Here is a 25,417-nt window from a genome sequence, read left to right as displayed (position 1 = left end):
CAGTTTCCTTCACGCTTCATCCTGAAACGATGGTATTTTTTTCAACATAACATGATCAATTGTGTTGAAGATGAGAGTTCAGTTTCTTTTTGTTGATCAACACTGTACGAGGATTTCACCGGCACGTTGCAGCGTTTGATCGGTCTTGGCGAAGCAGAAACGAATCAGACGTAATGATGCTGGTGCTTGTTGATAGAATACCGAAATTGGAATGGCCACAATTTTATGCTGCTCCGCAAGGAATTGGCACATCTCGACATCATTGAGATCAGGACGAATGTTGCTGTAATCCAGATTTTGGAAATAGGTGCCTTGAGATGGAATGAATTCAAAACGTGAGTTTTGAATTTGGGCATTGAATAAATCACGTTTTGCCTGATAAAAGTCAGGTAGCTCCTGAATATGTTCAGGATGCTGCTGCATGTAGTTGGCCAGTGCAATTTGGCACGGGGTGGTGCCACAGAAATTGGCAAATTGATAAATCTGGCGAAACAGACGCATAAGTTGTGGCGCAGCAACACAATAGCCAGTTTTCCAGCCTGTGACATGGTAAGTTTTGCCGAAAGAACCAATCACAAAACTGCGTTCACGTAATTCAGGGAATTGCAGTGCGCTATGGTGTTTTTGCCCATCAAAAATCAGATGTTCATAGACTTCATCGGAGAGCACCACGATATTTTTATCTTGAATCAGCTCAATTAACTGTCGCCAATCCTGTTCTGACCAAATCGCCCCTGTTGGATTGTGTGGGGTGTTGACAATAATCATGCGAGTGTTGGCATTGATACTGTCTTTGACCTTTTGCCAATTCACCTGAAAGCTGGGTGCATCTAAATGGATATGTATTGATTTTCCACCTGCCAACTGAACCGCAGGGGCATAGCTGTCATAGCTTGGATCGAAAATAATTACTTCATCGCCTGCATGGATACAGGCTTGAATGGCGCAGAAAATTGCAATGGTCGCACCAGGGGTAATGGTGATTTCAGTGACAGGATCGAGTTGCAACTGATCACGTGCTAAGAATTGTGACGCCAGTTGTTGTCTTAAGGCCAGTACCCCGTCACCCGCAGGATATTGGTTATAGCCTGAAAGCGTGGCTTGGCTCAGTGCTTCGAGCAGGGCTGGTGGCGCAGGGAAATCGGGGAAGCCTTGGGACAGGTTCAGGGCATTGAGTCGTTGTGCGAGTTCAGTCATGACACTAAAGATGGTGACGCCTTGGCTTGGGAGTTTTGACTGAAGTTGCAACATGATTGAAATGACCTAATAGAATTTTAATGGATTATGTATTTTGACGGTATCTTACCGAGAGCTCATCTAATTTCAGGATAAGCCTTCAGCTGGAGTTACTTTGGATTCGCCCAAAGTAACCAAAAGCATTGTCATTCGCAAAACCTGTTCACTTCTTGCATTGGTTTTATTACATCGCAGAAACAGCACTTAATTGAAATCACGCAGGTTGCGAATGACTTTTTTCGCGTATCTTATTGATGACAGGTTTTTGTAGTCAATATTGACGCTATATTACAAAACATTTTCAACAATGGCACGAATCACGCCGAGTGCTAAACCAATAAAGGCACCGACAATCACACCATTGACGCGGATCATATGCAAATCACCGCCAACTTCACTTTCAATTTTGGCGATCATTTCACGAGAATCCCATTCATGTATACGCTCACTAATATAACGAATGATCTTGTCGCTATATTGCTCACTGAAATTGGTGGCCAAGCCGATCATCTTTTCATTCAGTACCTGACGCACTTTTTCATTTTGGATCAGACTTTCACCGAGTTGCTGTATCGCCGCCTGTAAATTGGTGGCAATGCCTGAATCTTCCTGCATTAAATCGGTTTTAATCGCATCACATAAAATCGCCACAGCACCACTGATAAAGTTCAATACCTGTGGACTATCAAGTAAGGCATCTTTGCCACGATTTAGACGCTGGCTGGCTTCACTATCAGGTTCTGCCAGTTCCAGCATCAGGTTATGCGTAGTGGCTTCAATATCCTGACGCCAAGGATGGTCGGGATTGGCCAGCATCGATTCAACTTTTTCAATCAGAGAATCAATAGTACGCTGCTGTACATCAATGCCGATCCAGCTTGCACCTTTGGCCAGTTTCCAAACGCCTAATTCTTGGAATAATTTACGGGATAAATCACGTGCTTCTTCAGGGTGAGACACCATCCATTCATGCGCCAGATCGAGACCGCGCTGCAACACATCTTGGTGGAAATCATTTTCCAGCACGGCACGCAGCATTTCACTGGCCAATTTATTGACCTTGGTACTTCTGACCCATTGCACACTATTATTTTGAACAAAGTGGGCAATTTGATCTTGGCTGACAAACTCAAAAATTCTCGGCACGGTGTGCTGAATCATTTGCACCACGTGCTGGTTGTTTTTTGGGTTGGCCAACCACTGACCTACCGCCAAACTGATATCGGCATTTTGTAGACTACGTTCGACGATCTGTGGGGAGAGGAAATTTTCTTGTACAAAGCGACCCATTGACTCGGCAATACGGGCCTTATTGCGTGGAATAATTTCGGTATGATCACGCAATAGTTTCGGTAGCGGTATTCTGCCAAAAGGATTACGGAACAACACCGTCACCGCATACCAATCGGCTAAGCCACCGACCACACCGGCTTCTGCACCAAGCATGAAAATATGGATGAGCCATTTATATTCAGGTAGGAAATGTGCCGCGACCATTAAAGCGACCCATGACACCACTGCAATAATCAGTGCCATGGTGGCGAAGTATTTACTTCGTTGTAAGCTTGGGACGTGGATTTCTTCGACTGAACTCATTGAGTCATCCTTTTAATTTCATTTCTTGTTTTGAGGTGGTGCAGGGGGCTGCAACACCTCTCCTGTTGGACTCAAGCCATATTTAGGCCCTAAGGATTGCAAAATCAGCTGTGCATCAAAGGCATCTGGTGATTGCTGCTGCGTCTTAAAGCACTCGATAGTATACGACACTTGAATCGGATCAATATTGACCACTTGTGGGGTATCGTAGAAGGGATCCGGCCAAAAGGCTGGATGGCGACGATAATAACCATATGGATAATAAGATGGTGTCGGATAAATCACGGCCTGACGAGGTGTTTTATGACGGGCATTACTTGGATCGTCCACCACACTAAAATAGCGGAAACCATTTTTGACCGTGGTTTGCGCTGCTTTGAGCAAGGTAATTTCCTCTGCCGTACCATAACTCAAATTATTATCCGCTTGGAAACCAACGCGGTAAGTTTTGTTATTTAACGGATAAGCGGTGAATTGACCGAGTTGGTCAAAGGTTCTGGGTTTGGAGGGAACCGTTGCACATCCTGCAAATGTCAGTGCGACAAGGAGCGGGGTGCATATTAATAAAGCTTTCATATGCCATTCCTGTGTACAGTGTCGAGGGAGATCGACTTAAAAACTACTATTGGGTTGAGTTAAAAATTCCAGTTCTTCAGCGCTTGAGTGACGGCCTAAAATTGCATTGCGATGTGGATAACGACCAAAACGATCAATGATCACTTTATGCTTTTTCTCAAAGTTTAAATTAATTTCATTGCCTAAGCGTTGAAACAGCTTCAGTGCAAATTCATGCATGAGTTTGGATTCGCTATGCATAAACGGCATATAGAGAAAGGAGCGTTGCTCAGGACTGAGTTGTGCATCTAGCTGCAAGCTAATCGCTTCTTGTGACAGGGTCAGTGCCAAGCTGTCGTAGGCAAAGGCCTGTGCCTGATCTCGATATAAATTTCGTGAGAACTGATCCAAGACAATAATTTCAGCCAAACGACCTTCAGGTGTTTGGCGCCATGACCACAGCTCCGCCTGAGCGGCCTGATGATGAATCTCTGCAAAGGACGTACGAATTTTTGCATCAAAATCATCACTTTTGGCAAACCAAAGTGAACGATGCTCGGGGTCAAACCAAAAATTAAGAATGTCTTGGGCTTGCATGGTCGAGTATCCATTGGAAGATTTATTTTTCAATAAAATCACAATTTTTGCGTGTCTTATGTAACAAGATTGTGATAAAAATTGCCAAACTAAATCAGATGACTAGATTGTAATTGTCGTTATAATTGGCTGAGTCGAAGGGATTGGCATGTTGAACATGTCTGTAGCATCGACGACGTCGTTACCATGTATTTGGTCGGCTGATCTTGAATAAGCGAGCATAGAATATGAATCAACCCAGCCTTACTTCCTCTGTGATACCAACTTGGGTAGATGCCTCGCTATTAAAGGGGATGTTACGCGGGATTGAGCGTGAAAGCCTACGCATGCAAAGCAATGGATTTTTATCACAACAAAATCACCCCATTGCCTTAGGTTCGGCACTGACACATCCGTATATCACCACCGATTATTCAGAAGCGTTGATGGAGTTTATCACCACGCCACAAAGTACCATTGCCGCGGCCTTAACTGAGTTAAGTGATATCCATAGTGTGGTGCACCAGCAGCTCGAAGAGGGTGAAAAACTTTGGCCTTTGTCGATGCCTTGTATGCTGGATGATAACGAAGAAAATATTAAACTGGCGCAATATGGCAGTTCCAATATTGGTCGCTTTAAAACCCTATATCGCCGCGGTTTAGGGGTGCGTTATGGTCGCCGTATGCAGACCATTTCAGGGGTACACTATAATTTATCCTTTCCAGAACAACTGTTTGCTGTTTTACAGCAGCATGAAAGCAACCCACAATTAAAACAGCTCAGCCTGCAAGATTATCGTAGTCATCGTTATTTTGGTTTGATCCGTAATTTTATTCGTCTGATTCCTTTGGTGATGTATATGTTGGGCGCAAGTCCATCGGTGTGTCGTTGCTTCCTGACCGGTCGTCAGCACCATTTACAACCCTTAGTGAAGGGTACGCTCTATTTACCTGAAGCAACCGCTTTACGGATGGGGCGTTTGGGTTATCAAAACTCAGCGCAAAAAGAGCTCGGCATTCATTATAACGACCTGCATGATTATCTGGATGGTTTACAAAAAGCCGTGCATACCCCCTATCCAGAGTTTACGGCACTGGGCCTCAACGATGAGCAGGGTGAGCCGATTCAGATCAATGATCATGTGTTACAGATTGAAAATGAATACTACAGTCTGGTGCGTCCTAAACAGGTACCACAAGCGGGTGAAACGCCTTCACAAGCCTTAAAAAATCGTGGTGTCGGCTATGTCGAATTACGTGCAGTGGATGTGAATCCGTATAGCGCGATTGGGATTGATGAAATTTCGGCAGGCTTCCTTGAAAGTTTAGCCTTGTACTGCTTACTCAAAGACAGTCCAGATTTATTTGCTGAAGAACAAGAACAGATTGATCGTAACCAAATGGAAGTGGTCAATCGTGGTCGTGCGACAGATGCCAAGATCGAAGAGGCAGATCGTTCGATCTCGTTAAAAGACTGGGCGCAAAGCCATTTAAATGCGATTCGAGCCTGTGCCAAGCTACTAGACCAAATGGATGACACCCAGCTGTATCAAGATGCGATCCAAGTGATGCAGCAACGCCTAGACCATGTCGAAAATACACCTTCAGCGCACGTGATTGCAGACACCTTGCAGCATGGTGGTACATGGAATTTTGGTAGTGTCATGGCACAGCAACATGTTGATCATTATGACCAACATCCACTCAGTGAAGAACGCAAACACTATTTTGAACAATTGGCGCAAACATCGTTGCAAAAACAGGCGCAACTTGAACAAGATAACGACATGAGTTTTGAACAATATCTTGCACAATATCGCTAATATTTTAGAGGATTTCCCATGCGTTGGAATTACCGCCTAGTCAGCGCTGTTTTGGTACTGACCAGCATCATTGGTATCTCATTTGCGTTGTATTTAGAACATGTGCAAGGTTTGGATCCTTGTCCACTCTGTATTTTCCAACGCCTTGGCTTAATTGGAATGGGTATAATTGCGCTTGTGGCATTTATCCATAATCCAGTTTCGAACGGATTTAAACGTTTTTATGCCTTCTTGGCCACTTTATCGATTGGTTGGTCGGTTGGTGTTGCGGCACGTCATGTTTGGCTGCAAAGTTTACCGCCTGATCAGGTGCCAAGCTGTGGACCTGGCTTAAACTATCTGGTGGATGCCTTGCCAATGAAAACCGTACTGCAAGAAGTGCTTTCGGGTTCAGGTGAATGCGCCGCAATAGATTGGACTTTCCTCGGTCAATCGCTACCCGTTTGGTCTCTAGCTTATTTCAGTTTGATTTTATTGATCTGCTTATGGCAGTTATTTAGAAACTATCGCGTTACACAAAAATAAGCAAAGCGTTGTTCTATATGATTCTAAAACCCGAAATATGAATGCCTATTTCGGGTTTTATTTTCTCAATAACTAAACAATATGTGCCATTTTGTTGCTTGAAGGCTTTTTTTATGGACAGATAGGTCTGTTTTTTGTAAAGTTCAGCCGATTCCCCGTACGATCTGATTATAAAAAATGCTTTTTAATATATTTAATGTATTAGAAAAAATAGGGCTAAATGCACAGAAACGTGCCATCCACGTACAATTTTCTAATCATCTACTGAATAATCAAGTTTTTTTACAACGCATACAAGGCCAGCATCAACTCAATGAGGGCTTGGAAGCAGAGCTGATTTGTCTGTCGACCAATGCCCAAATTCCCCTCAAACAGTTTATTGGGGTTCAGGTTGCAGTTGATCAGGTCACCGATTCAGGGCAACTGTTTCGCACCACGGGGATTGTGACTGAGGCCAGTTATGGGCAAAGTGATGGCGCATTAACCCTGTATAAGCTGACCTTAAATGATGCGACTCATTTATGGCATAAACGCCGTAACAGCCGTGTATTTATGAATAAAACGGTTGTGGAAATTACCGAAGTTTTATTCAAGGAATGGCAGCAAAGAAGCCCACTTTTTGCAGCAAGTCTGAGCTTGGATTTGAATGGCTTAAGCCAGAATTATGATATACGGCCCTTTGTGATGGGCTCGAATGAATCTGATTATGACTTTCTGACTCGATTATGGCGCAGTGAAGGCATTAGCTGGCTGATTGATGAAGCTGAACTTTTTGTGCCGCATTCGAGTACGCCTGTCAAAGCGCAGAAGCTAAGATTAATTGATGATAATAGCCAGTATCAAGCTCTGGCTCGACGGAGTATTCGTTATCACCGCAGCAGTGCCACAGAATTTCAGGATAGTATTACAGGCTTTGTGGCGGTGCGAAGCCTGCAACCCACAGCCGTGCATTTGCAACGCTGGCAGCCCGACGCCTTGGCACAAGAAGAAGGCGCAGGTTCAGTCGTCACCAACCATAACCATTCGGACAGTTTCGACTCTGCCAGTTTAAGTCTTGAGCAGGCATGGCATATCAGCCCAGCTTGGATGCAGGACTTAAAGGGTGAAGACCAAGCGACGGCTTCCGGGAACAGTCAGTTAGAAAAACTGAATCAGCAATTCAATGACATGTACGCCAGTCAAGCCAAATATTTTAAGGCTTACAGCACGGTACGGGATAGTCAGGTCGGTTATTGGTTTAATCTCAGAGAACATCCTGAAATTGATCAGCATGAAGGGGCCGATCAGGAGTTCCTGATTATTGCCAAGAATTTCTATAATCAAAATAATTTACCGAAAGATTTACAGCAACAAGTGAGTCAGCTGCTCAGCCAAAGCCGTTGGAATCAACAGGTCGATGATGCTGAGCGTCAAGGTAATGAACTGACCTTGATTCGCCGTCAGATCAAGATCACCCCTGAATATGATCCAGAGTTGCATCGTCCGATTGCTTATCCGCAACGCGCCAAAGTGGTTGGACCTGAAGGAGAAACCATTTATGTGGATGAATGGGGACGGATCAAGGTGCGCTTTCTGTTTACCCGTAGCGATGACCATGGACATGATGGTGGTGCGGGCAGTAATGACAATGACACCGACTCTGCATGGGTGGATGTCCTCACGCCTTGGGCGGGGGAAGGCTATGGTGCACGCTTCTTGCCAAGGATTGGTGAGGTGGTGGTCATCGACTTCTTTGATGGCAATATCGACCGACCTTTTGTGACAGGGCGAATTCATGAGGCGCAACGTTCTCCGACCAAGTTTGATGTCAAAGGACAGCTTCCCGATACTAAAAAACTCAGTGGTATCCGTAGTCAGGAAGTCAATGGTAGCGGTTTTAACCAGTTACGCTTTGATGATACGACAGGGCAAATCAGTACCCAGTTACAAAGTAGCCATGCTGCAACACAATTGAATTTAGGCAATTTAAGTCACCCTAAAGTGCAGGAAAGCAGTAACGGTCGTGGTGAGGGCTTCGAGCTCAGAACCGATGCTTGGGGGGCAGTACGAGCAGGCAAAGGCATGCTGATCAGCACCTATGCCCAAGAACAGGCCATTGCTGATCATCTGGAAGCTGCGCAAGCACAATCTTTGCTGTCACAAGGTTATGACAGCATGAAAATGCTCAGTGAAGTGGCTGCAAAGCAACAGACAGATGCGCTGAATGTGATTAATCGCTTACCGAAGTTTATTCAGTCATTAGAACTTAAAACCACAGGTCAAGCACTGGATAGCATTTTAAATTTATTTAAAGATGGGATGAGTAATGACCCAATTCACGCTTTAAAGGATTGTGGTGGTTTTATTGAGGACATTGGTGCACTCGGCGGCAATGCCAAAGGGGCGGTCGAAGAGTTTAATGCATTCTTTAGTGATGCCAAGGATGCGGTTGAAAATCTGAAAGAGTTTATTGAAAACGTAGAAGAGCATGGCGCTGATATTGTCAAAGGCAAGCTTGCTAGTATTAAAGATCGGATTCAGCAAAACCCGTTTGAGAGTATTAAAGAAGTCGGAAAGGTTTTGGCCAATGTCGATATTAAAGATTTTGAGCTGATGAGTACCTGTGGAACCTTTAGTAAAGGCAGCAAGTTAGACATCACCCCGTCCAAAGCATTGGGTTCGTTACAGGGCTTTATGGAGGGTTATACCCAAGGTTTGGAAAGCAGTTCCGATGCCAAACAGCAAGAGCAAGGCAAGATTTTCAGACAGGCCTTGATGTTGTTGGCATCACCGAATGGAATTGCATTAACCACGCCTGAAAATATTATTTTGCAGGCCTCTCAGGATATTGCCGAGAGTGCAAGTGGCTCAATTAACTTGAGCGCACAGAAGAATATTATTGGGCATGCACAGGACAAGATCAGTTTGTTTGCCGCGCAAAAGGGCTTTAGAGCGTATGCAGCAAAAGGGAAATTGGAGTTGCAGGCGCAGGATGATGCGATTGAAGCGATTGCCAAGAAGGTAATTAAACTGATTTCTACTGAAGATAAGATTGAAATCACTAGTCCTAAAGAGATTGTACTAACAGCGGGTGGTTCTCAGTTGAAGATCAATGCCAACGGGGTGTTTTCAACCACAGGCGGTAAGTTTGAGAGTAAGGCTGGTCAGCATTTGTTTGTGAGTGGGGCAACCGTAAATGCTGAACTGCCTAAAATGCCAGAAAGTGGAATCTTTAGCCGCCGATTTGATTTTAGCGAGTTGGTAAATGCTGATTTATTGAAAGATGGATTTAAATATAAAGTTATTAATCACGCTAAGAAAACAGAATACATCGGTTTTCTTGATCAGTTCGCAAGGACGGGGCGGATCTTTAGCGATAACCCAGATAGCGTCGAAATTCTTTTACTCGGTAAGAATGATGAAAGTTCGGATAAGCTACAACTGGTTGAAGAAGTGATCACGGAAGGGCAAGGTCATGGTTCAGATGAGGCTTGTTGCGGTGGCGATGATGATCATAACCATGAGCACGAAAGTGATGAACATATTGATGATACAGATTTAAAAGCAGATTTTGAAAATTTTGGACTTAAGGATTAATTTAATAATGAAAACTGTAAAGATAATGATTGGTGCTTGTATTTTGATAAATAGTATAAATTTACATGCAGAAAGCGCTAAAGAATGTATGAAATATTGGGATGAAAAGCCTGTTGTATCTATTAAAAAAATGGGTGAAGTAGAATGTGAACATATATGGGATTATGGAAAGAGTAATACTAGTCAAAATCGATTGAAATTATTAAGCCAACTAAATTTAAAGCCAAAGAATAATCAATGGATGTCCACAGGAAATTGTGCCAAAGTTGCATATAATAAAAACAATTATTATATTTATCGAGCTTATTATAAAGAGGATAAAGATGAAATATGGATTGCATATAATGATAAAAATGCATTTTCCTACTTTAGAAAAGTAGCTTCTACCCAGAAAGAAGATGAGAGTTCTCGCGTAGAGCTAAGTTGTGCAAAGAGTGGAGATTTTGAAGAGGCAAAAACTGTTTTAAATAGTTATTTAAAGAATAATACATTAGTAAATATGCGTTTTTATAAAGTGGGTGATTGGTATAAAGAGAATTGATTATGAAAAAAACAATTAACTTTAAAAAGTCAAGTAAAAGTTTTGAGACTAATTTAGCAGGTTTTATTGAGGCTGTTAGCTTTAAGGAATCTTCAGCAGTTTTACAATTACCTCTAAACCATCCATTGAACATGGAATCAGCTAGTATTGTAAACAAAAGTGGTTTTATGGGATTGTTTCAATGGGGAGAAGAGGCTTTATATGATTTAGGTTATTATTTAGGGGATCAAGGTATTTCTTATGCTGATATCAAGAATGCAGATAAAAACTCATCTTTACGTACAAGCTGGAAAAATCAATTTAATTCTAATAACTGGGTAGGTAAGTGGTCTGGTAAAAGGAATATCAACTCAAAACAGGATTTTCTAAAAAACCCTGAAACCCAATATGAAATTATTAAAGAGTGGGTCAAATATTTATGTAATCAACTTAGAAATAATAATTTTAATGAGCATTTCGGCAGAACTATTCAGAATGTAGAAATTACAGAGTCCGGTGCAATTGCAGGAATGCATCTTGTTGGAATTGGAGGCCTAGGTGCCTTTTTAGGGATTTCAAAATTTAAGGGTATAAAACAAGTAGATGGCAATGGAACTCATATTAAGAAATATATTGAGGATTTTGGTGGGTTTGATTTAGAACAGTGTTGTAATAGAAAAATTTATATTAGCTTAAAAGATGTAGATAAAAATATATTGGCAAATAAAGAGGTTGTGGTTGTTTCTAATTATATGGGAAAGAGTTTCTCTGGTGAAACCAAAGTAAAGGTTAAGAGTGATGAGAATGGTAATCTTCCTGTTATTGTTAGACATCCAAATACAGAAATAAAAATTGTTGCTGATGGAAAAGAGTCGAATAGTATTATTCAAAAAGCAAATGAAAAACAAAAAGCAACTTTAAGTGATTTTAAAGTTACAAGCCATTCAGCAACTTTAGCGACAGATAGTGCACCTCAACCGAGACCTCAGGTTAATAAAACGCCTCAAGAAGTAAGAAATGAACAGGGACAATCTTCGACTTCTCAAGAGGCAGAGGCAACTCCTGCATCTAAAGATGTAAACTTTAATATTGAAATAGTCGAAGGGGATTCTGGTAAGGCAATCTCTAATATGAATTTTTTTCTTACTTATAAAGGTAATATTAAAAAACATACAGCTGATAGTCGTGGGGTCAAGCAAGACATTATTGCGGAGGAAGGACAAGATGTTGAGGTTTCAGTAGAAGGTGATGGGCAGAAACAGGTAATTCATCATTTTCAAGTAACTACGGCATTAAAAAATACAACAGTCAAAGTGAAGCTTCCTGTACATCCTTTTAATATTTCAGTAACTCAAGACGGAAAACCTGTTCCAAACACATTGTTTAGTCTCTTTTACCGAGGTCGGGAAATACCGAAAAGAACAAATAATCGCGGTGTAATGAATGTACGAATGTTAACGGGTTTTGTTTTTGGTTTTGGTATAAAAGGAAAAAGTTTAGTTTTAAGTCGTGTTGAAAAATCAAGCTCAACGAAACCCTTTACCGTAAATGGTAGTGCCATTCAGGCATCGAAATTATATGAAGTTGCAGATGCAAAACGTAAACAGGCTGAAGATCTAAAAAGACAACAGCAGCAGAAAGATGTTCAGGAAAAGAAAGCAAAAGAAGAAGCAGAAAAAGCAAAAACTGAGGCAGATCAGAAGAATCAAACGAAGCAAAATAATACGTATACTGAAAGTGGAGGAAAGCCATTAACAACGGTAAGTAATCAATCACCGCCAACAAGTGATACGACTCGATATCATATTTATCATGATGGAAAAATCAAAAGAGAGAATAAAGCTGCAACTGGTTTTGCTGAGTTCATTTATTATGACCAAAATGGTAAGACTCATAATTTAGGAAAATCAAGTTTTTATGTAGCTAATAGATGGGCTAGTAAAGGGAAAAAAGGGACAGGCTCAGTATATTTAGTGGATCAAAGAAAACATAAGCAATATAAAATGGGAAATATTGGTTATTTATGGAGAATAGATAGCGATGATGGACGATATTATCTTTCAGGTACGGCTTTATCAGCTGTATTAGGTGCTATATGTAGCCTTGGATATGCTGAGTATACTGGTTCAGGATTTAGTTGCCGAGATGGTTCACCAGGAGAAAGTGTTTCACATCTAAATGGTGAAAATGGTGACTTTAGGTATATTGCAATTAATAATAGACATATGAGTGAGCTAACATATACTAGTCATAAGCACTTTGATTGGGATAAGAATGTAAGCTTTGTAAATGCATTATATAAATTTGGATATAAATTATTTGGTTCCAATCCTGTTAAAATTAAAGGGAATACATTGTTACCACATTCAAAAAGTTGGAGTGGGCACCATAATCATGTTCACTTACATGATTTTAACCCTAATATAGAGGATACATAATGTTTTTCAATAGTAGTTTTAAAAATATAAAATTTTTAAATTTGGTTTGCTGTTGTTTATTGTTTTCCGCATGTAATACATTTGAAAAAGATGAAAGTACTGCCGGCGGCTTTACTAAAAATGGTTTTGAAAATTTCAAAATTGGAGACGAAGCCCAGAATCTGAAGGAGGTCGAGGATAGTCGTATAGGTGATTGTTTTATGGCAAAAGATACTCGAAATGATGATGTCGAATTCCAGATTATGAATAATAAAATTGCAATTATTTCATCTATGGATAATACGAGAGCGTCCTATAATGGTATTAAGATAGGGGATTCAGAACAAAAAATATATGAAAAATATAATAAAAAAGGTTTGGACAAGAGAAAAAATCCTTATGGCGATCCAAAAAAGGATTATTCTCTAATTGATTGGGATGATAACACTAAGAAAATGGGAACACGATATGATATTGAAAGTGGGCATATCGTGGGGATCAAAGTTGGTGATAGTAATTTAACTTTAATGGAAGGATGTGCTTAATAGATCAAGGGTAGAGGGGTTTTAGTTTTTAGAATCTCTCTAAAATTATTAATTTGAAAAATATAAAATCAATTCTTTATCTATGATGATACTTGTTAAAAAGATGTTAAATTGGAGAGAGTGGAATGAGGAAGGTAAATTAGTAAAAGTTGAGAGCCATGATGATTAACCTAAAAATAAACACCTTGTTTTTCGCCATAATAGCGAACATAATATTTTTATCACCAACATATGCGAGTGATAATTTTACAATATTAATAGGCCATATACTAAATAAAAAAAGTATAGATGAACAAAATAAAGCACATCCGTATGATGTTGTTTTATTGCCAACTGCTAGAAATTTTTATTTAAAAGAAGAGGGTGAAGAGTATAAGAAGATAAAAGAAATTCAGTTGAATTATTTAGATGTGAAATATAAAATTGAATATAATAAGCCCGCACAAATAACATGCAAAGGTTTGTATTCAGCTGATTCTATGTTTCATTATACCAATTTAATTTGTGTGGTTGGAAAAATAAATTATATAAAGCGATGATTTTAGTCTTGTGTAATTATAAGTTTTTAGGTGGCACTATTTGATTTTTTAAAAAAATTAATAGTTTTAATAACTAAGCCCTGAACTGATGAGCCGAAATAAATCATAGTGGAAATAGTAATAATGAAAAATACATCTGTTAGCTTAACTCTACTTGTGGTTTTATCAGTTTTAGGGTGTTCAGGTAATACAATTGCAGCAAAGGACATTAATAAAACAGAAGAAAATGTTAGAGTAATTAAATACCCTATATCATCAAATTTTTATTCAGAATGTAGGAAAAATAAATCTGAAAAAGAATGCAGAAAAATAAGTGATATAAAAGATTATTCTTATCAATCAACGAAAATTTTAAAAGAACTCCAGTTGAAAAGAATTTTTTTTCAGATAGTAAGATAAAAGATCTTAATGTCGATAATTTTAGATTTATATCTAAGGGTAATGATATAGTTTACTCTATAGCTGAAAAATATGTAGATACAGATGAAGAGGCTAAATCAGAATTTTATTTGATTAAAATTAAGCCAAAACTGGAAATAGAAAAAATAGGTGGTTATTACTCAATTGATAGCTCAGGAATAATAACCTATAAAGATAACAGTGGGAAATTATTAAAGAGAAGTTTGAAATGAAAATTACTTAATATTGGATCGGTATACCCTAGCTGAGTTGGGGTGTTCTTTAAAATAAATTAAAAATTAAGAGTGGTTGATTTAGACTAATAGGAAATTTGAAATGAATTTTTTGAAAAAAGTAATGATATTTTCTATTGGTTTAGTAGTATCAAGTTTTGGTTTTTCTAAAGAGAATGGTCAAAATATTAAAGTTGAGCCTTGTGGTTTTGATTATGATGTTAATAACTATTACTGTAAAGCGGATAAAATTAAAGTTTTTGAAAAAAATATTGGAATGAAGCCAGATTTTAATAAAGATTACTCTGTAATAAAAATTGAGGATGGTAAATATTATAGGTTAGCCGTTTTAAATCAAAAGAGTTATAAGGTTTATCCTTTGAATTATCAAATAAATAAGGCAAAAGCTAATTTTAATTACTCTGCTGAAAAAGACGAGTTGTGTATATCTGGGGATTTATATTCTTATAGAGATACATATTTAAACTCAAAGGCATGCTTTAAAATTATTGATAATGCTTTTGTAAAGGTAAGCATTATAGAGGATATAAGTCAAAAAAATAATGGCAATAACCTGGTTTTTATGAAAACACCAATCTCATCTGATTTTTTCTCTAAATGTACTGAGAAAAATCCAGTTAAAAAATGTGAGCAGCTTGAAAGGTCTAATAATAGAGCATATTCTTTATCTGAATTAAAGAAAATATCTCCTGATTTTTTGAATATATTTGATAATTCTAAAATAGATTCATTGAATACAAATACGTTTAGATTTCTTCCTAAAACGAAAGATAGTTTTTATTCTATTGCTGAAAAGTATATAGAAACAGATGAAGACTCTAGCTCTGAATTTTATCTGATTACACTTAAACCAAAACTGGAAATAGAAAAAATAGGTGATTATTACTCAATTGATAGCTTAGGAGTAATAACTTATAAGAATAAAAATGGAAAATTATTAAAGAGAGATTTAAAATAAGAATAACTTAATGTCGAGTTGATACACTCTAACTGAGTTGGGGTGTTTTTTAAATAAATTAAAAGTGTTTTTTAAACTAACAGGAAATTTAAAATGAATTTTTTGAAAACATTAATGATATTTTTTATTGGTTTAGTAGTATCAAGTTGTAGTTTTTCTAAAGAGAATAATCAAAATTTTGATGTCGAAAACAAAAAGACTCTTAATGGTGTTATTACACGAGAAAAAGTTTCAAAGTGTAAGTTTGAACAAGGATATATTGATTTTTGTTCAGATGATTATTTAAATCTTTATAATAATGCATTGAGTAGAAAAATAAACTTTGCTCAAAATAAAATTGCTTTAATAATTGATAAGCAAAGAGATACTGGAAAGGGTGTACCTAGAAAAGTTAAATACTTTATTGTATTGGATCCTAGAACGAAAAAAGTATATCCATTAGAGCAATCTGTAGGTTATTTTGTTGATGATAAATTCGAAGAGATTGCATCAGAGCCACCTATCGTTAAGTTTAGTCAAATTAACAATCAAATTTGTTTATCAGGTACGACATTTTCATATCAAGATAATAATGTAAATGTTGAGAATGAATGTTATATATTTAATTTGAACGAGAGAAATTTTTTCAAAAAAATAGTGAGGTAAAGTTAAACAAAATTATGGAGAAAACTCAAGATAGCATAACTCAATTACTATTTTAATTTTACAGAGTCTTCCTGAATCTAATTTTAAATTTTGCAGGGCTAAGCCATTTTTCTTGAGTCTATTATGATAAAACTGTTCTATTCTGGAGGAAAAATGAAATTTAATATTTTGCTCAAAGGATTGTTAATTACTGTTAGTTTAAGTTTTGCGACAGCGTCGACACATTCTGCAGAAAACGATTCTTTGAATGCGAAAGCAATGGTTTTACAGTCTTACAAAATGGATGTTAATCGTGATGGTGTTGTTGATTCAATTGAAATTTTAGGAAAAAAATATCAGTTGACATCTATACGTATTTTGAGTGGCATAGATAAAGCACTAATGTATGAAAACAATCAAATTTTTAATAATTCTTATAATGGATGCATTTATAGCTCATTTGATAATATTGCTGTTAGCAAAAATAACTTTACCTTGGAATATCGTACCTGTGCAGATCGTTCTGAAGTCGGACATAGGTATTCAACCTTTAAAACAGAAAAGAGTAAGGAGCCTGTTTTAATTCAAGATGATTATTTAATTTATCCTAAAGCTGAAACACCTGATGATTTTGTACCTAAGCAGGTAAATTGCTTAACCAAGAAAAAGATTAAATTCAGTGAATATTATGGCCGTTGTGGTTAATTTTAAAGGAATTTATTATGACTTCATCCTATAGAAAATATACCTATATTCTAGGTTTGGTCAGCCTAAGTCTCTTAGCTTCTTCCTGTAGCAATGTGCCAGAAAAAAAACATGAAATTTCCGATCAAAGCCAAATAAAAAAGGCCTCATCAATTCCTGAAAAACTAGAAAATAATGGCTTTCTGATCACTTCACTTCCTTATAACTCAAATGCACATCTTAACTGTATTTTATCGGCACAAAGAATGAACTGTGGCTCAATCAATTTGATTGATAGCAGCCGTCTGATTAAAGTTTATAACTTTATCAACCCACGTTATGGTGATTCAGTCATTTTCCCAGAAACAAGTACAGGCATTTTATTGATTGCATCTCCTTCTTCAAGTGAAGCTGGAAATCCAGAAATAAATCTGACAACGGTAAACAAGTTTGGCTTGGTTAAAAGCATTACCTTAGATGCATCTCAAAATATTTTTATTAATCAGAAGCATGAAGTTTTATATAAAGAATATGGAAAAGATCTAAAACTGAAATTAAATGACCAAGGTGAATTTGTTAAGTGAGATAATCACAATGTTTTTTTCCAATAATTTAGGATTCGTTTGAGATAGAGATGAAGGAAATAAAGCTAACGATAGCCTCAGCTATTCTGCTGAATAGTATGGGCTTATATGCAGAAAGTGCGAACCAATGTACGAAGTATTGGGATGAAACTGCTGTAAAAGTGAAGGTGTTAGAAGATACAGAATGTCCTGATATCTGGGAGGATGGTTTTAATAAGGAAAATAAAAAATTAGCAAAAGAAATTGGTTTTAACTTAAAAGATAAAAATTGGATGTCTACAGGAACATGTAATCATATTCTATACAAAAATACGGATTATTATATTTATTGGGCATATATGAAGCATAATCGAACGGATCTGATTATGATCTATAATCCTAATAACTCATTCGCGTATTCGAGAGCGATAGATCGCACTAAGCTTAAAAAAGAAGGCTTTAGAGTAGAGGATTCAGTGGATGTGAATTTATCCTGTGCGAAGTCAGGAAATGATCGCAATATTGTATCTGTGCTTAATGGGTATTTGTTTCAAGAAACATCGATTCGAAATATTTTCAAATATAGAGTTTATGATAAATTTAAAGAGTAAAAATTACGGTTAGTTTCATCTATCGAAAAGCTCAGCTAGAACCTAACTGAGCTTTTATGGTTTAGGTCTCAACAATGCCTTCTAAATCATCAAAAGTATAGTTTTGTGGCACATTGATCATATGGGTTTGTACACCTGCCTCAACTTTTTCTCTGGCATCTGGGTATAACCAACGGGTAATCTGCTCGGCTACACTCGAATGATACTGAATTTCAAAATGATTCAGCCCATAGAAAACCGCTTTATGCGTATCAGGCAACTTCAACTGAAAACGTGGATTTTGGTGTTCACCTAAAGCACTTTTCACACTGACCAGATAATCCCCAATTACAGACAGCGCTTTATTGCGTAACTTCTCAAATTCTAAAGTTCCTGCAATCAAGAAGGTATTGATATGGGACGGCAGCGGAGCGGGTTTGCGATTGTCATCGGCAAAGCCAATACGGGCATCATTATGTTCCCAGTCATCATCACGAACACTGCCGTATCGCAAATCGAGTATGCCGTTACTACGCACATTTACCAACTGACCAAGCAAGTTGATAAAGGGGAAGCCACCGAGTTTATCCTGCAAGACGAAACCAAAGCGTTCAAGCACTGCACCATGATGAGGCGAACCGATGCAGACCAGATTCTCGACCATATGCACCCATTGATACAGATTCTGTTTGCCATAAAACAGGGCACTACGTGAAACCAAGCCGCCCATACTGTGGCCAATCAGGTCAATACTGGTGATACGTGGATTACGCTGCACCAGATCCTCTAGGGTATTGGCAAAACTACGGCCATTGGCGGAAATTCGACGTCCTGTGTTGTAGTTGAGATACAACATGGTGTTGTTATCTCGTTGTGCAAGTAAGCGTTCACCAATCCCGCCATAGCGATGATTTGACCAGGTTAAATGGTTCATACACAAACCATGTGCAAGAATCACTACACGCCCAGTCAGTTCGCCTTGCTGTAAAGAACCATAGTGATCATAAAGCACCATCGGCAAAGCCATTGGATTGTGTTGCTTTAAAAAGAAATCACCAAAAATTCCGTTCAGTGCACCCACTACAAAATGCAGGGTTGGGGTTAAGGGCTTGTCATGCAAGACTGGAAATTTTTCAATAATGCGACGTAAATTAGGCGCTAGAAAATGACTGCCATATTTTTGCAGTGCCACATAAGAGAACTGATAAAATTTTTGCAGTTGTGGGTGCTTTTGTAATTGTTTGGCTTTTTGTGCACTTAAACCGAGCGTTGTCCTTAATACCTCGGTTTGTACCACTTGAATTAGTTCGTGTACGCCACTGAGACTGGTACTGACCAGCTGTGCCAAACCCTCCAAAACATCTGCCTGACTTGGGGGGGTACGATCCCACTTACAATAGGTTTCATGCAGAGGCGTTAAACTTGGCATATTAATTTCCCCATCCTTGATATATACCGAAGGTTTGAAGTGATTTTTCTGAATATTATTTAGATAAACTACAACAAACTCTTACATCTTATGTCTTTCATACGTAATTTTTTTAGAATACTGATGAACGGAGTACAGTATCGTTTTTTGTGTCAGACAATATCGAGCTTAAATGTAATTTATATTGTTATTTGTTTAACTATTAATCAAAATAATGTGATTTATTTCACTTTATGTCAAGCCATTGCCTATTTTGGTGCGTATGCAAATTATCTATCTACATGGTTTTCGCAGTAGTCCGATGTCGATAAAAGGGCAACAACTGCAACAATATTGTGCACAGTACGAGACGATACAGGTGCATTTACCTGATTTAAATCAATCACCCGATCGAGTGCTGCAACGGCTGTCACAGCTTATCGAAAATTTACCAAACGATAAAGTGGTTTTAGTTGGAAGCAGTCTGGGCGGCTTTTATGCGACATACCTTGTCGCAAAATATGGCTATCCTGCTGTACTGATTAATCCAGCTATGCAACCATGGCAGTTATTCGAAGATTTATTCGGGATTGAGCAAATCCCGCTCAAAGTCACTGCATCATGGACGCTTGATGCCGATCAATTGCAGCAATTACAATCGATTGCTGACACGAAACTGGCGCATGCTGATAAAATTCTGGTGCTATTGCAACAAGGCGACGAAGTCTTGGATTATCAGCAAGCTCAACGTTATTATAGTGCAGTTCATCCATCATCATTGATTTTAACCGACGCTAATGGTAATCATGCAATGGATGATTTTGAAGAAAAATTACCTTTAATTCTCGAATTTTTATCGGCAGCGATCCAATAAGGAAGTCAGACCAAGTGACACAATACACGGCCCAATCCCTTGAAGTTCTTTCTGGTTTAGATCCTGTTCGTCGTCGACCAGGCATGTATACCGATACCTCACGTCCAAACCATTTGGCGCAAGAGGTGATTGATAATGCAGTCGATGAAGCACTTGCGGGTCATGCCAACCAGATTTGTGTCACGGTCTATGAAGATGGCTCATTGTCGGTTGAAGATAATGGTCGTGGTATGCCAGTCGATATCCATCCTGAATATGGGCAAAGTGGTATCGAGATTATTTTGACCAAGCTGCATGCAGGCGGTAAATTCAGCACCGATAACTATCAGTTTTCGGGTGGTTTACATGGCGTCGGGATTTCGGTGGTCAATGCCTTATCGACCCGTGTTGAAGTTGCGGTACAGCGTCAAGGTAATTTGTATCAAATGGCCTTTGAACAAGGTGAGCCTGTTGCGCCTTTGTCGGTTTTAGAAGGTAAAGTAGCCAAGCGCGCCACAGGGACAACAGTACGGTTCTGGCCAGAAACTAAATATTTTGATAGTCCTAAATTTGCGCTTAAAGCACTGAAACATAATTTAAAAGCCAAGGCGGTTTTAGCTGCGGGCCTAAAAATAATTTATGACGATAAAATCAATAACGAAAAGATCGAATGGCAGTTTGAAAATGGTCTGGTCGACTATTTGATGGATGAGCTGCAAGATCGAGACATCTTGCCAGATCCAGCTTTTGTCAGTAGTGGACAAGCAGACCGCGCAGCCTGTGAATTTGCGATTTGCTGGAATGTGGAAGGTGGCGAGCAGATTCAGGAAAGCTATGTCAACTTGATTCCCACCGCGCAAGGCGGGACCCATGTCAATGGTCTGCGTTCAGGTGTGACGGAGGCTTTACGTGAGTTTTGTGAATTACGCAATTTGTTGCCGCGTAATATGAAGCTGTCTGCGGAAGATGTTTGGGATGGGGTAAACTTTATTCTATCGCTGAAATTCCAAGAGCCACAATTTTCAGGCCAAACCAAAGAACGTTTATCCAGTCGCGAAGCCTCTAATATTGTGCTGAATATTGCCAAAGATGCGTTTGCTTTATGGCTGAATCAACATGCGGAGATTGCGACACAGCTGGCTGAAATGGCGATTGCCAAAGCAGGGCGTCGTCTCAAAGCTGCGAAAAAAGTTGAACGTAAAAAGATTGTAGCGGGCCCAGCCTTACCAGGCAAATTGGCCGATTGTGTTGGTTTAACCCGTGAAGACAGTGAGCTGTTTATTGTCGAGGGAGATTCTGCAGGCGGCAGTGCCAAACAGGCACGCGACAAGAATTTCCAAGCGATTATGCCGATTCGCGGGAAAATCCTGAATACTTGGGAAGTCTCTTCGGACGAAGTCTTGGCTTCTCAAGAAGTGCATGATATTGCCATCGCGATTGGCGTTGATCCGGGCAGTGATGATCTGTCTGAATTGCGTTATGGCAAGATCTGTATCCTTGCCGATGCGGACTCGGATGGTCTGCACATCGCGACCTTATTATGTGCACTGTTCGTGAAACATTTCCCAACCTTGGTTGAAGAAGGGCATCTGTTTGTAGCTATGCCACCGCTCTATCGTATTGATATTGGCAAAGAAGTGTACTATGCCTTGGATGATGATGAGCTTGAGAGCATCCTGAAAAAAGTCAAAGGCAATAAAAATCCGCAGATCACCCGATTCAAAGGGTTAGGCGAGATGAATGCCAGCCAGTTGCGTGAAACGACTATGGACCCGAACACCCGTCGTTTAGTGCAGTTGGACTTGGATGATGCACATTTAACCGCAGGTTTATTGGATAAATTGCTGGCGAAAAAGCGTTCAGCCGACCGTAAGCATTGGTTAGAACAAAAGGGTAATTTGGCGGATATTACTGTTTAAGCGCTTGGTTTCATTGTTGGATTCAAGCCAAGCATCAGCTTGGCTTTTTCTTTTATTGAACTTTTAATGTCCGAACTGAACAAATTTGCATCATTTTAGGTCGTTGCGTATTTTTTGTATGCAATGTTGTATACAAGATTGAGGGATTAAGGCTTCATTTTTATTTAAATTAATTAAAAACAATAGCTTGTTGTGTTGGCACAAAAATTGAATAACTCCACCCAGTAAAAATCACAATATTGATGGGTGGAGAGAAAGATGCAAAACAAATTGATGTCGATGTCTGTACTGATGGCAGCCATGATGGGGATCGGTCTAGTTGGCTGTTCAAAACCAGCAGAAAAAACAGAACAGAGCAAAACAGAAGCCAAAACTGCACCCGCAGCAAGCGGCGATACCATTAAGGTCGGGATTCTACATTCGCTTTCAGGCACCATGGCGATTTCTGAAACGTCACTGAAAGACACTGCCTTGATGACCATTAACGAGATCAATGCCAATGGTGGGGTACTGGGTAAAAAATTAGAACCTGTGATTGTTGACCCTGCGTCGGATTGGCCATTATTTGCAGAAAAAGCCCGTCAGTTGATTACTCAAGATAAGGTCGCAGTCATTTTTGGTTGTTGGACATCCGTTTCGCGTAAATCAGTTCTACCTGTAGTCGAAGAACTGAATGGCTTGTTGTTCTATCCAGTGCAATATGAAGGTCAAGAACAATCTAAAAACATCTTCTACACCGGTGCAGCGCCAAATCAACAAGCGATTCCTGCGGTTGAATACTTGATGGGGGATGAAGGCGGTAAAGCAGAACGTTTTGTATTACTCGGCACCGATTATGTCTATCCACGAACCACCAATAAAATCTTACGTGCCTTCTTGAAGTCCAAGGGCGTGGCTGATGCCGACATCATGGAAGAGTACACCCCATTTGGTCACAGCAATTATCAAACCATTGTTTCCAATATTAAAAAATTCTCTGCGGGCAAAAAGACTGCGGTAATTTCGACTATTAATGGCGACTCCAATGTGCCGTTCTATCGTGAACTAGGCAATCAAGGCATTAAAGCATCGGATATTCCTGTGATGGCTTTCTCAGTGGGTGAGGAAGAATTACGTGGGATCGATACCAAGCCATTGGTGGGTCATTTAGCGTCATGGAATTATTTCATGTCGGTAAAAAATCCGAAAAATACTGAGTTTGTGAATAAATTCAAACAATATGCGGTGGAATACAAACTTCCAAATGCAGACAAAGTGGTGACCAACGATCCGATGGAAGCGACCTATGTCGGAATCAATATGTGGAAGCAAGCCGTTGAAAAAGCAGGCACGACTGAGGTGGATAAAGTCCGTGATGCGATGGCAGGTCAGACCTTTGCCGCACCATCGGGCTATACCTTAAAAATGGATGAAACCAATCACCATCTACATAAACCCGTAATGATTGGACAGATTCGCGGCGATGGTCAATTCGATGTGGTCTATAAAACACCGCAAACCATCAAGGCGGAGCCTTGGAGTCCGTATATCCCGAAATAAAGTTTTTTCGCCTGCTGTGCTGTATTGGCAGCAGGCATTTTTATTCTGATTTTTTTTGATCTATTTAAAACTGTAATAATAAGGGGAGTTCTATGGCGAAACACTATGTTTTGGCACTGCTCTGCATCATGGCACAGATGATTTTTAGTCCTGCATGGGCAGAAGCCACATCCGCAACAACCGTGACGTCTACAGCTTCTCAAGATGCCATTCAGACCTTTGTGAAGTCCGATTTTGCGACGCGTCGTGCCATGCTCAATCAATGGCCTGCCAGTATTGAACAACTGGATCAACTGGTGGCCTATATTGATCAAAACGAGCTGTATACCGATAGCGCAGGCAATACCTATCTGTTAAAAAATGATGACAAGCTGTTTAGTTATCCTGAGCAGCAAGCGCTGGAACAATGGCCAGCAGATTTATCCCAAGTGACTTTGGTGAATACCTTACGCAAGGCGCTGAATTTTGGTCAAGCTAAGGCTAAACTGAATTCAACCGATGCCTCGCAACGTTTAGCTGCGGTGGATATTTTAGAAAATAACTTGACTGAACTCGATGTCGCGATGGTGAAGCAGCTTTATCTGAATGAAAAAAATGATCAGGTCAAAGCACGTTTAGCACAGCTCAAAGCCCGTTTGGATTTTAACAGTGCTGATGCGTTCACCAAGCTTGAAGCAGTGAAGGTCTTGGCTGATTCAAATCGTCCTGACGTATTCGCCTTAATCAACCAAACTTTAGAACAACCGCAAAGCAATCCTGCATTGAAGGCAGCGTTGCTGGATGCACACAATAAAATTAAAACCCGACTACAAATCAGTGAGTGGTCAGGCCATGTCTTTTCAGGTCTGAGTACGGCCAGCATTTTGTTGCTCGCAGCACTCGGCTTAGCCATTACCTATGGTCTGCTTGGGGTGATTAACATGGCACATGGTGAGCTCATCATGATTGGTGCCTATACCACCTATGTGATTCAAAGCTTTTTTAAAACCCATTTCGCGGGGCTGGTGGACTGGTATCTATTGGCGGCAATTCCTGCGGCTTTTCTGGTCAGTGCCTTGATGGGCATGTTGATTGAACGCACCGTGATTCGCCCACTCTATGGCCGTCAATTGGAGACTTTGCTCGCCACCTTTGGGGTGAGCCTGATCTTGATGCAATTGGTGCGAATGATGTTTGGTGCGCAGAATGTCGAGGTTTCCAATGTCAGTTGGTTGAGTGGCGGAATTGCGCTCACACCGAGCCTGATGCTGCCGTATAACCGTATCGCCATTATTGGCTTTACTGTTGCAGTGCTATTACTGTTGCTGTTTTTACTCAATAAAACCCGTTTTGGTTTATTCGTTCGAGCGGTGACACAAAACCGTCAAATGGCTCGTGCAGTGGGCATCCGTTCTGCGCGAATTGACATGATGGCCTTTGGTCTGGGTTCAGGCTTGGCTGGGTTGGCAGGTTGTGCCTTGGCGCAGGTGGGGAATGTTGGCCCAGATCTCGGTCAAAACTACATTATTGATGCCTTCCTTGTGGTTGTTGTTGGTGGTGTCGGTCAAGTGTGGGGTGCGGTATTGGCAGCACTCGGACTGGGGATTAGCGGTACAGTTTTAGAGATTGGCTTAGGCGCAGTGCTCGCAAAAATTATTCTCTTGGTTCTTGTGATTTTGTTTATCCAAAAGCGTCCACAAGGTTTGTTTGCCATCAAAGGCCGTTTTGTGGAGTAAGCC

21 protein-coding genes and 1 pseudogene are annotated in these 25,417 nt (G+C 39.7%); 17 read left to right on the top strand and 5 right to left on the bottom strand.

All coding sequences use genetic code 11. From position 1 onward, the window contains the following. Window positions 1-96: 96 nt before the first annotated feature. The 4 genes from MN869_RS13365 to MN869_RS13350 form a co-directional block, all read right to left on the bottom strand. Window positions 97-1,251 carry a pyridoxal phosphate-dependent aminotransferase gene (locus MN869_RS13365; protein WP_243308099.1) on the bottom strand — a complete coding sequence of 385 codons (1,155 nt, stop codon included), beginning with the start codon at window positions 1,249-1,251 and terminating at the stop codon, window positions 97-99. A gap of 273 nt (window positions 1,252-1,524) precedes the next feature. Continuing rightward, window positions 1,525-2,832 (bottom strand): DUF445 domain-containing protein, encoded by a 1,308-nt coding sequence (locus tag MN869_RS13360; RefSeq protein ID WP_243308098.1) that lies wholly within the window; start codon window positions 2,830-2,832, stop codon window positions 1,525-1,527. Window positions 2,833-2,850: 18 nt separating this feature from the next. Next, window positions 2,851-3,408 carry a hypothetical protein gene (locus MN869_RS13355; protein ID WP_016542268.1) on the bottom strand — a complete coding sequence of 186 codons (558 nt, stop codon included), beginning with the start codon at window positions 3,406-3,408 and terminating at the stop codon, window positions 2,851-2,853. Between the two features lie 36 nt (window positions 3,409-3,444). Further along, window positions 3,445-3,984 (bottom strand): DUF924 family protein, encoded by a 540-nt coding sequence (locus tag MN869_RS13350; protein WP_243308096.1) that lies wholly within the window; start codon window positions 3,982-3,984, stop codon window positions 3,445-3,447. 227 nt (window positions 3,985-4,211) lie between these two features. Between MN869_RS13350 and gshA the strand changes: the two genes are divergently transcribed. The 13 genes and pseudogenes from gshA (at window position 4,212) to MN869_RS13285 (ending at window position 18,001) form a co-directional block, all read left to right on the top strand. Next, window positions 4,212-5,786 (top strand): glutamate--cysteine ligase, encoded by a 1,575-nt coding sequence (gene gshA, locus MN869_RS13345; RefSeq protein ID WP_243308094.1) that lies wholly within the window; start codon window positions 4,212-4,214, stop codon window positions 5,784-5,786. 18 nt (window positions 5,787-5,804) lie between these two features. Further along, window positions 5,805-6,311 (top strand): disulfide bond formation protein B, encoded by a 507-nt coding sequence (locus MN869_RS13340; RefSeq protein ID WP_243308093.1) that lies wholly within the window; start codon window positions 5,805-5,807, stop codon window positions 6,309-6,311. Window positions 6,312-6,488: 177 nt separating this feature from the next. After that, complete coding sequence (locus tag MN869_RS13335; RefSeq protein ID WP_243308092.1) at window positions 6,489-9,887, top strand: type VI secretion system Vgr family protein; 3,399 nt, start codon at window positions 6,489-6,491, stop codon at window positions 9,885-9,887. Between the two features lie 7 nt (window positions 9,888-9,894). Continuing rightward, window positions 9,895-10,428: a hypothetical protein gene (locus tag MN869_RS13330; protein WP_243308091.1), complete on the top strand. Its 534-nt coding sequence runs from the start codon at window positions 9,895-9,897 to the stop codon at window positions 10,426-10,428. Window positions 10,429-10,430: 2 nt separating this feature from the next. Beyond that, window positions 10,431-12,845: a hypothetical protein gene (locus MN869_RS13325; protein WP_243308090.1), complete on the top strand. Its 2,415-nt coding sequence runs from the start codon at window positions 10,431-10,433 to the stop codon at window positions 12,843-12,845. Then, window positions 12,845-13,369 (top strand): hypothetical protein, encoded by a 525-nt coding sequence (locus tag MN869_RS13320; RefSeq protein ID WP_243308089.1) that lies wholly within the window; start codon window positions 12,845-12,847, stop codon window positions 13,367-13,369. Before MN869_RS13325 ends, MN869_RS13320 begins: the two co-directional genes overlap by 1 nt. Window positions 13,370-13,527: 158 nt before the next feature. After that, on the top strand, window positions 13,528-13,908 hold the full coding sequence (locus MN869_RS13315; RefSeq protein ID WP_243308088.1) for a hypothetical protein: 381 nt from the start codon (window positions 13,528-13,530) through the stop codon (window positions 13,906-13,908). A gap of 123 nt (window positions 13,909-14,031) precedes the next feature. Next, a pseudogene (locus MN869_RS13310) lies at window positions 14,032-14,540 on the top strand (hypothetical protein). A 103-nt stretch (window positions 14,541-14,643) separates the two neighbouring features. Further along, window positions 14,644-15,519, top strand: a complete 876-nt coding sequence (locus tag MN869_RS13305; protein ID WP_243308085.1) for a hypothetical protein — start codon at window positions 14,644-14,646, stop codon at window positions 15,517-15,519. A 93-nt stretch (window positions 15,520-15,612) separates the two neighbouring features. Beyond that, window positions 15,613-16,164: a hypothetical protein gene (locus MN869_RS13300; RefSeq protein ID WP_243308084.1), complete on the top strand. Its 552-nt coding sequence runs from the start codon at window positions 15,613-15,615 to the stop codon at window positions 16,162-16,164. Window positions 16,165-16,317: 153 nt separating this feature from the next. Then, a complete protein-coding gene (locus MN869_RS13295) occupies window positions 16,318-16,848 on the top strand; it encodes a hypothetical protein (protein ID WP_243308083.1) in 531 nt (176 codons plus the stop codon). A gap of 17 nt (window positions 16,849-16,865) precedes the next feature. Next, complete coding sequence (locus MN869_RS13290; protein WP_243308081.1) at window positions 16,866-17,411, top strand: hypothetical protein; 546 nt, start codon at window positions 16,866-16,868, stop codon at window positions 17,409-17,411. Window positions 17,412-17,461: 50 nt separating this feature from the next. Beyond that, on the top strand, window positions 17,462-18,001 hold the full coding sequence (locus MN869_RS13285; protein ID WP_243308078.1) for a hypothetical protein: 540 nt from the start codon (window positions 17,462-17,464) through the stop codon (window positions 17,999-18,001). A 61-nt stretch (window positions 18,002-18,062) separates the two neighbouring features. Here MN869_RS13285 and MN869_RS13280 read toward each other — a convergent pair whose 3' ends face one another. Beyond that, complete coding sequence (locus MN869_RS13280) at window positions 18,063-19,409, bottom strand: hypothetical protein (RefSeq protein WP_171550885.1); 1,347 nt, start codon at window positions 19,407-19,409, stop codon at window positions 18,063-18,065. A gap of 262 nt (window positions 19,410-19,671) precedes the next feature. Between MN869_RS13280 and MN869_RS13275 the strand changes: the two genes are divergently transcribed. The 4 genes from MN869_RS13275 to urtB all read left to right on the top strand — a co-directional run bounded on the left by MN869_RS13275 (window position 19,672) and on the right by urtB (window position 25,414). Beyond that, window positions 19,672-20,262 carry a YqiA/YcfP family alpha/beta fold hydrolase gene (locus MN869_RS13275; RefSeq protein WP_243308075.1) on the top strand — a complete coding sequence of 197 codons (591 nt, stop codon included), beginning with the start codon at window positions 19,672-19,674 and terminating at the stop codon, window positions 20,260-20,262. Between the two features lie 14 nt (window positions 20,263-20,276). Further along, on the top strand, window positions 20,277-22,160 hold the full coding sequence (gene parE / locus MN869_RS13270; protein WP_004803540.1) for a DNA topoisomerase IV subunit B: 1,884 nt from the start codon (window positions 20,277-20,279) through the stop codon (window positions 22,158-22,160). A 258-nt stretch (window positions 22,161-22,418) separates the two neighbouring features. Further along, complete coding sequence (gene urtA, locus MN869_RS13265) at window positions 22,419-23,699, top strand: urea ABC transporter substrate-binding protein (protein WP_243308073.1); 1,281 nt, start codon at window positions 22,419-22,421, stop codon at window positions 23,697-23,699. Window positions 23,700-23,791: 92 nt separating this feature from the next. Next, window positions 23,792-25,414 carry an urea ABC transporter permease subunit UrtB gene (urtB, locus tag MN869_RS13260; protein ID WP_243308062.1) on the top strand — a complete coding sequence of 541 codons (1,623 nt, stop codon included), beginning with the start codon at window positions 23,792-23,794 and terminating at the stop codon, window positions 25,412-25,414. Window positions 25,415-25,417: the final 3 nt, after the last annotated feature.

Origin of the sequence: Acinetobacter sp. NIPH1876 (assembly GCF_022808535.1) — a bacterium.
Lineage (GTDB): Bacteria > Pseudomonadota > Gammaproteobacteria > Pseudomonadales > Moraxellaceae > Acinetobacter > Acinetobacter higginsii.
Note: the sequence above shows the minus strand (reverse complement) of the source record. Positions and strands in the feature narration are given on the sequence as shown.